Here is a 7,776-nt window from a genome sequence, read left to right as displayed (position 1 = left end):
CTTACTGGGCGTCACCGGTCGGCCGTTCTGCTCGTTTTTACACGTCCTCGGCCATCTTCAGTCATTGGCCTCTGCTCCAACACAGACGCTCGAAAGTCGACTCCGTCCTAAAAACCGACATCGCGGCATCTGTCGCGTCATCTCCTCGTAAACCACTCGAATCCGTATCCGTTGCCGTCGAGCAAGCTCGCGCGCGATTTCACAGTGTCCGGCGTCGAGACCGTGCGCGTACTGCACTTTGCGAGCAGCGTCCTGGAGCTTTCTGGATAACGATGAGGCTGCAAGCAGTCTTCGCGTTTGTCTGGCCGTCCGCGATCATGACCGACGCCCGTTCGTCGATGCGCGAAGCGCTCGAGACGTGGGCGTCACGCGTGCAGCGCATCGCCAACGACAACGCTGCTCACGCCCATTCTAGGTGTTGCATCGACCAGTTGAATCCGCCGTCGGTACCGGAAGTTCGCGCGGCATGTCCTCGCCGCAGCCGCGCCTCTGCGCCCACCAGTTCGCACCGGATCGGCTGTCCCGCGCGGAGTGACACAATTATCGTCGCAACGGTATCACTTTTATTACCGTCTACGCTACGTGACCACCTCGCCAACGTGACAGAGCCCTCTCTACGTCTCGCAACTCGCTATTGCTTCATTGCCGCTCGATCTCTAGGCAGAACAGCCCGGGGAAGCCTCTGCAAATTTTGCACGCTTTCGTCTGCGGTATCCTGCGATCTAGCGAGGCGAACACATGTTGTAGGCGAACAGGCTCGCCTACAACAGCAACTACCTCACATCACCAACTCGCAATCGGCGCTAGCCGTTAAGCGAGGTTGCAAGCTGTTAGAGCCTTTGAAGCATCTTTAATCGTTGTGTAAACCGCAGTGGATCCCAAAGCTAGTTCTGCCAAAAGGGCAAGACCGTCGCTCATAAACCATATTGTCATTTGGGCGGCAATCGTCAACGCCGCGAGGGCAGCACCCCATCCGGTCAGTTCCTTTTTTACGGCCGAGATAATCGCTGGGAGACCCAACGCGTTCTTAATCTGAGAGATCAGGCCAAGAATTTCTTTAACCTGCGTCGGAAAACCGCTTGCGTGGGATATGTCATGTATCTTCGACATAAATCCGTTGAGAGTTTTTGGGCCAAGCTCATTCAGCAGGCGCTTTGTGGCATTTCTCACGACGCTGGCCTTGATCCCGAAATACGTCAATATCAAACCGATAGCATCTGCGACAACTACATAAACTGCCGTAGCACATCCGCCAGAAGCATCTGCAAGCAGACCGTTGAAATCAATAAAGGCGTTGGCGTCATCGGCCACCAACGAAGCGACCACCGCCTCGCTTTCCAGTTCGATCGGCGCCTTCACGTTCGCCTGTAAGTTTTGATAGATCTCGTGTACGACCTGATCATACGTCATCGGCGGTAGTTCATCTTTTTGAAAATCGCTAAGCGCTTCTTCATAAAATGGTTGCAAGACCTCGTGCAACTGAACTTCTGAAAGCGTGTAAAGAGAATTAAACCTGAAGCGTTGGTCACTCACGATTCCATCTCCCGCGTTGATTTTCAAGCGCTCCCTCGCGAGAGCGGCGTTGCCCGAATACTGGTCTCAATCAGCGAGCAGCGTAATACCTACGCTGCGTTTCGCATGAGTGCAATCGCAATGTCTCCCGGGCGTATTTGCAAAGCAATGAACGTGCCAATCGCTCGGCTAGACGAAGTAGTGCTCGCAGTCAGGCGGAACTCCATGAAGTAATGAACCTTGGCGTGCAGAAACACAGCTTCGTCAGAGCTCCCAAGTGTTCGTGTTCGGGAAACGCGTTCCCATGTAACGTAACGTCTGGCTCGCTCGCAGCGTGGGCACGCTACCTTAAGGTCCCGATAGCAAGCGTCAACCTGCGCCATGACCCGGTGGGGCGCGCTGTCCTTGTTTAAAGCAGCTTGCGCTAGATCCGTTAAGAACATTTCAGAGTCTTAAATCGCTACCAAAACTATCATTGGCCCAGCTGCTTGAAGCGTAGCGCGATGCTCCTCCTCGGGCGATGCACCGACAGCGGCGACATCGTGACAATGTCCATCTATCACCACAGGGAACCCGCAGATGAGCCGGATCACTACGCCCGACGGTACGGAGATTTTTTACAGCGACTGGGGTACCGGTCAGCCAATCATTCTGGTCGGCGGGTGGCTTGTGAGCGCCGACATGTGGGAATACCAGGCGCTTTTTCTCGCCAGCAATGGATTCCGAGTGATCGCCTATGATCGTCGAGGTTTCGGACGGTCTAGCCAGCCGTGGTCGGGCTACGACTACGATACTCTTACCAGTGATCTGGACGAGTTGATCAAGCAGCTCGACCTTACCGACGCCATCCTGGTCGGCTACTCAATGGGCGGTGGGGAAGTTGCAAGATACATCGGTACTCGTGGATCAAAGCGTATCGCCAAGGTCGTTCTGCTTAGTGCGACCACCCCTTTGCTAGTGGCACGGGCCGATAACCCGGAAGGGGTGCCCCGAGACGTCTTCGATGGGCTGCGGGCCGGTATACTTAAAGATCGCTCCGAATTTCTGGTTAATTTTGGCCGCGCTTTTACTGGAGCTGATCGCGACCCGCCCGCGGTCACGCAGGCAATGCTCGACTGGACATTCGATATGGCAATTAAAGCGAGCATAAAGGCGACCCATGACTGCATTGCCTCCTTTTCGGAAACCGACCTGCGTCCCGACCTGGCAAAGTTCGACATCCCAACTCTGGTCATTCACGGCGGCGCAGACCCCGTTGTGCCAATCGAACTTTCAGGCAAGCAGTCCGCCTCGCTAATTACGGGTGCAAAATTTATCGTCTACGAAGGCGCCTATCATGCTCTCTACTATACGCATAAGGATCGCCTCAATCAGGACATATTGAGCTTCGCTCGATTATCGTAGGAACGCTACTGAAGACGGCTGACTTCCGGCATCCAACAGAAAGCGAGCAACGTCGTAGGGGTTGTTCGCGTTGGCGACAACGCTGGGCCAAGCGAGTACTTGTCAGCGTGTGCCTGGCGCTGTGGCCCGCTCACGCACTTTGAATGAGTATCTGAGCTAACGCGAGTCGTCGCGACCGGTCGTCGGCGCTGGCCCGGCTTCCTGCCGGCGCGTGCGCATAGCCGGTGGCGGGGAACGCGGCGAAGATCCGCTCGAACTCTTCGCCCAGGGCGATGAACTCTTCCCTCGGCTGAACGCCTTCCATGTAGCCCAGGACGAACTGGGCATACCGCACCGGCCCGAAATGCACCAGGCTGCGCAACAGCTTCGCGCGGGTTGAGAACAGTCCGGCACCGTAGCGGCCCACGATTGCGCCCACGATCGCCTCGGCCGCCGGGGTGAGCGCGGGCATCGCGCGCACGAGCCGCATCTGGGCGGAGGTGTTTTCGTCGATGAGCGCGTAGTCGCCAATGTTCTCGATGTCGAGCTCGAGGCGGCTGACGGGCCGGTCGGCACTGAACAGGAAGATGCGGACGCGTTCGGCGAGTGCCGAACCGGCTCGATCGGGAGCGGATGGGATAGCCAGAAGGGGCCTCCGGGGCTAGGTTTGATGGCCAGACCCCGAATTTTACCCCTCAAACGCAACCCTGATAATAACAATTGAACTAACCCGCTGACGCGGGAGCAGGTGGTTGGTCAACGGAGTCGGCCTCGCCGCAGTTCGCGGTGTGCATTCCTCCGAATGCGACGATGGCAGTGCAGTTTCTGCCTCGTCCTTTCGAAGGAGTCAGCCATGACGGCATTACGTCGACGCATGATCGAGGATATGCGCATCAGGAACCTCGCGGCCAACACCCAACGCACCTACCTGCAACAGGTCAGTAATTTTTCCCAGTATTTCGGCCGCTCACCTGCGCTGCTGGGACCAGAGGAAATCCGCGCGTACCAGTTGCATCTCGTTGAGGTCCAGCGGCGTTCACGAAGCACGCTGGTGGTAGCCACGGCGGCGCTGCGCTTTCTTTACTCAGTGACTCTCAAACGTGACTGGCCGATCGACGAGATCCCCATGTCGAGAGTGCCTCGCAGGCTACCAGTCATCCTCAGCCCCGACGAGGTGATGCGGTTTCTCGAATCGATCAGAAGTGCCAAGCATCGATGCGTGCTGATGGTGGCGTACTCAGCCGGTCTGCGCGTCTCAGAGGCGACCCACCTGAAGGTCACCGACATTGACAGCCAGCGCATGGTGCTGCGTGTCGAACAGGGAAAGGGCGACGCCGACCGCTACGTCATGCTTTCGCCTCGACTGCTGGAGATTCTGCGCGGCTACTGGCGCGTCGTCCGGCCAGAGTACTGGCTGTTCCCCGGGCGCTTTCCCGACCAGCCCATCGATCCGGCAACGATACGCATCGCGTGTCAGCAGGCGCGACGTCGCGCCGGGATCAGCAAGTCCATCACCCCGCATTCGTTGCGGCATGCATTTGCCACGCATCTGCTCGAATCCGGTACTGACGTGCGTACCATCCAGTTGCTGCTGGGTCATCGCAGCCTCGCCACGACGTCGCGCTATCTGAAGGTCGCAACCAGCACCGTCTGCGCGACGACCAGCCCGTTCGACCGGCTGCCTCAGCAATCCGCCCCCTCCTTCTGCCCCGAGCCACCACCCACAAACGCCTGAGTGCGATCATGCGCGCCGTGCTGGAACTGGCGGACGTTCTGCGTCGCCACGGCCCAACCTATCGGGAGTTGCATGCCGGCTCGCTCGGCCGCGAGCAGCGTCGCGTGATGAGCGCGATCGAGCAGTGCCGTACCGCAGCGCTGGGCGGTCACGTCGAGCAGTGCGACACCTGTGGACATCAGCGCATTGCCTATAACTCGTGTGGTAACCGGCACTGTCCGAAGTGCCAGTCGCTTGCCCGCGCTCAATGGCTCGACAACCGCCAGGCTGACCTGCTGCCTGTGCCGTACTTCCACGTTGTCTTCACGCTTCCCGAAGAGATCGCGTCGATCGCCTTCCAGAACAAGCGGGTGGTCTACGACATCCTGTTTCAGGCAACAGCCGAAACGTTGCGCACGATCGCTGCCGATCCGCGCCATCTCGGCGCAACCATCGGCTTCATCGCGATCCTGCACACGTGGGGCCAGAATCTGGTGCACCATCCCCATCTGCACTGCGTCGTGCCGGGTGGCGGCCTGACGCCCGACGGCCGCCGGTGGATAGCCTGCAAACCCGGTTTCTTCCTGCCCGTGCGAGTGCTTTCGCGTCTGTTCCGTCGGCTGTTCCTCGAGCGGTTGCAGCATGCCTTCGACACAGCCGAACTGCGGTTCTTCTCCGCGTTGACCCATCTGTCCGAGCCCGCTCAATTCGCCCGCTACCTTATGGGTCCGCGGCACGCCGAGTGGGTCGTCTATGCCAAGCAGCCATTCGGCGGTCCGCAACAGGTTCTCGACTATCTCGGTCGCTACACACACCGGGTCGCGATCTCCAACAACCGCCTCGTCGGCCTGACCGACGCTCACGTTACGTTTCGCTGGAAGGACTATCGCAGACCAGACAAGCCGCGCGTAATGCAGTTGCCCCCGCTCGAATTCATCCGGCGCTTCCTGCTGCACATCCTTCCGCGCGGACTGCAACGCATCCGCCACTATGGACTGCTGAGCAATCGCCTGCGCGAATCCCGGCTGAGCGCATGCCGTCATCTGCTCAACGTCGAGCCGGACCGCGAAGCCCGCACCGCGCCCGAACCGGACTATCGTGACCGCTACGCGAAACTCACTGGCCGTTCGCTCTATGACGGCCCCGTCTGTTCGCGCGGACGCATGCTCTGCGTCGAGCGTCTGCTACCTGGTGCATTACCGCGGGCACCACCGGCGAGTCCCCGATGAATTCCGATCCGCTCGACTACGACATCGGTTCCAGCACGTCACGCCGGCACCGGTGGACACGCTCGGCCAGACATCGCCTACCGCCGCCTGCCACACTCTGCGCCATCTGTTCATCCCATGCGTTGTGCGGATCTCCCATCCTCGAACCGGTCCGCAGGTCGTTCATCCTGGGCATCACGAACCCTGCCGTCGAGAACATCGCATGCTGGCCTTTCGATTCAATGCCCATAGCCGCAAACGCCAGCGGAGCGGCTTAGCTCAAAGAATTTTTAGCGAAACACAGCCGGCCCGTACGTCGTGCCAATGCGGACGTGGTCCGCCGTCTGCGCTTCGCTAAAAATCCTCTGCTTTTGCCGATGTTTGCAAACATTATGAAAAGACTGCGATGTGACTGGGGATCCGCGCCTGCAGGGCAGGGCGCGTCGCCCCGGACCGTCGTCAGGCAGCCCGTCGGCCTGCTCACGAACGCGGCCGGCCGCTCCGCCGGGTTTGACGCCAACGGCGCCACCGCTAGAATCAGTCCGTCGCCGCCCGTAGGCTCACTCCCCAACGTCCATGTCCGCTTCGAAGCCCGCCCGGCCTGCATCGGCACCCGAACCCCTGCCCGGACTGAAGCAGCTGCGCACCGAACTCGGCCAGGTGAACGACCGGCTGGCTGACGCCCGCGCGCGCGAGGCTGCCGCGGCACTGGCCCGGTTCCGCGAGGAGGTCGCGCTGCTCGGCATCACTGAACAGGAGGTACGCCGCGCGCTCGGTTACGACCGGCCCCGGCGGCTGCCCGCGAAATACTACGATCCCGTGACTGGCTGCAAGTGGTCATGCAAGGGCAAGCGCCCGCGCTGGTGCGTTCGACGCGCTGCGGCCACAGGCATGGTGGCCGAGTGAATGAGAGATTTTCCCCGCGAGGCCCCGTTTGGACGAATCGGGCTTTCTGCCTCGGGACGCAGGGCGCGGAGCGGGGCCGATGGCAGATGGCACGCCCAAGCAGATAGACAAGTCCGTTTCCGTTACCTTGGGCTGTGAAACCTACTTTGGTCTCATTAGAGCAACGACGCAAGGTCGCGGGCGCTAGAAGCTGATCCGTTCGTTTGGTCAGTACGCGTTTTCAAGTTCGTAGAGCGAAGAAATCTTGTCACTGGTCATCGCACGCCCGGGCAGCGGTAATCATTCGATGCGTGGAATTTCTGGCGGGTTTCACGAAAAATAATTGATAGATCAATGACTTGCGGAAATCTGGCTTGCTCAAAATCGAGGAAACGGCAAACCCTGGTTGGGCAAGCATCTGTGCCCTGCAAGTACGATGACCCCTGATTCGGGCTATTGCATCCGGTCGGCCGTGAGCACCTGCCTACGTCTCTGACCTGAAAGCTTTGTTCCATCGATTGCTGGACGAGCCGCCCAGTCCGAATAGTGAACGCAGCAAGGATTTTCCGCATGTCTTGCAGGAATTCTACTCCCTGTCTCCAACATAGTTTGGTCGGCAAAGCCTTCGATGCAAGAAAACCAACAACATAGCTCTGTCGATGTATCCGTCGGCGTCGATGTCGGCGCAGGCCACCATCACGCCGTCGCCCTCGATCGGCGCGGAAAGCGCCTTTACAACAAGGCGCTGCCCAACGACGAGGCCAGGCTGCGCACCGTCATTACCGAACTCAAGACGCATAGCCAGCTCTTGTTCGTCGTCGATCAGCCGTAAGCGGTCAATAAAAGACGCCCTTCCATCGAGGGGCAGAAGGTCAGAAGCTAGGTGTCCACGTGGACACCTGCACACTGACACTGATGACAGAGAACAAAGACCTGAAGAGCCGTCTGGTGATTGGCGAGAAACGCGACGGCCGACGCGAGTATGACGAAGGCGCACGCGACGAGCTGGTCATGATGTGCCTGAAGCCCGGCGTGTCGATCGCGCGTACGGCCATGGAACATGACGTAAATCCG

6 protein-coding genes and 1 pseudogene are annotated in these 7,776 nt (G+C 59.4%); 5 read left to right on the top strand and 2 right to left on the bottom strand.

Annotated features, from left to right (window positions below; translation table 11 throughout):
- Nucleotides 1-810: 810 nt before the first annotated feature.
- A complete protein-coding gene (locus BBA01S_RS44985; RefSeq protein ID WP_156966269.1) occupies nucleotides 811-1,533 on the bottom strand; it encodes a hypothetical protein in 723 nt (240 codons plus the stop codon).
- 558 nt (nucleotides 1,534-2,091) lie between these two features.
- On the opposite strand from BBA01S_RS44985, the gene BBA01S_RS39135 reads away from it, so the two are divergent.
- The gene (locus BBA01S_RS39135) at nucleotides 2,092-2,916 is read left to right on the top strand and encodes an alpha/beta fold hydrolase (protein WP_027821127.1); all 825 of its coding nucleotides are present in this window, start codon (nucleotides 2,092-2,094) and stop codon (nucleotides 2,914-2,916) included.
- A 130-nt stretch (nucleotides 2,917-3,046) separates the two neighbouring features.
- Here BBA01S_RS39135 and BBA01S_RS45475 read toward each other — a convergent pair whose 3' ends face one another.
- A complete protein-coding gene (locus BBA01S_RS45475; RefSeq protein WP_156966268.1) occupies nucleotides 3,047-3,367 on the bottom strand; it encodes a hypothetical protein in 321 nt (106 codons plus the stop codon).
- A 381-nt stretch (nucleotides 3,368-3,748) separates the two neighbouring features.
- On the opposite strand from BBA01S_RS45475, the gene BBA01S_RS44975 reads away from it, so the two are divergent.
- The 4 genes and pseudogenes from BBA01S_RS44975 to BBA01S_RS39105 all read left to right on the top strand — a co-directional run.
- The gene (locus BBA01S_RS44975; protein ID WP_042298645.1) at nucleotides 3,749-4,630 is read left to right on the top strand and encodes a tyrosine-type recombinase/integrase; all 882 of its coding nucleotides are present in this window, start codon (nucleotides 3,749-3,751) and stop codon (nucleotides 4,628-4,630) included.
- 8 nt (nucleotides 4,631-4,638) lie between these two features.
- On the top strand, nucleotides 4,639-5,838 hold the full coding sequence (locus tag BBA01S_RS39120; RefSeq protein ID WP_084162825.1) for an IS91 family transposase: 1,200 nt from the start codon (nucleotides 4,639-4,641) through the stop codon (nucleotides 5,836-5,838).
- Nucleotides 5,839-6,393: 555 nt separating this feature from the next.
- A complete protein-coding gene (locus BBA01S_RS44970; RefSeq protein ID WP_042298644.1) occupies nucleotides 6,394-6,723 on the top strand; it encodes an H-NS family nucleoid-associated regulatory protein in 330 nt (109 codons plus the stop codon).
- A 607-nt stretch (nucleotides 6,724-7,330) separates the two neighbouring features.
- Nucleotides 7,331-7,531: pseudogene (locus BBA01S_RS39105) on the top strand (IS110 family transposase); the annotation flags it as partial.
- Between the last annotated feature and the right edge of the window lie 245 nt (nucleotides 7,532-7,776).

Origin of the sequence: Paraburkholderia bannensis NBRC 103871 (genome assembly GCF_000685015.1) — a bacterium.
Lineage (GTDB): Bacteria > Pseudomonadota > Gammaproteobacteria > Burkholderiales > Burkholderiaceae > Paraburkholderia > Paraburkholderia bannensis.
The sequence above is the reverse complement of the archived record's forward strand: the minus strand, read 5'-3'. Positions and strand labels throughout refer to the sequence as shown.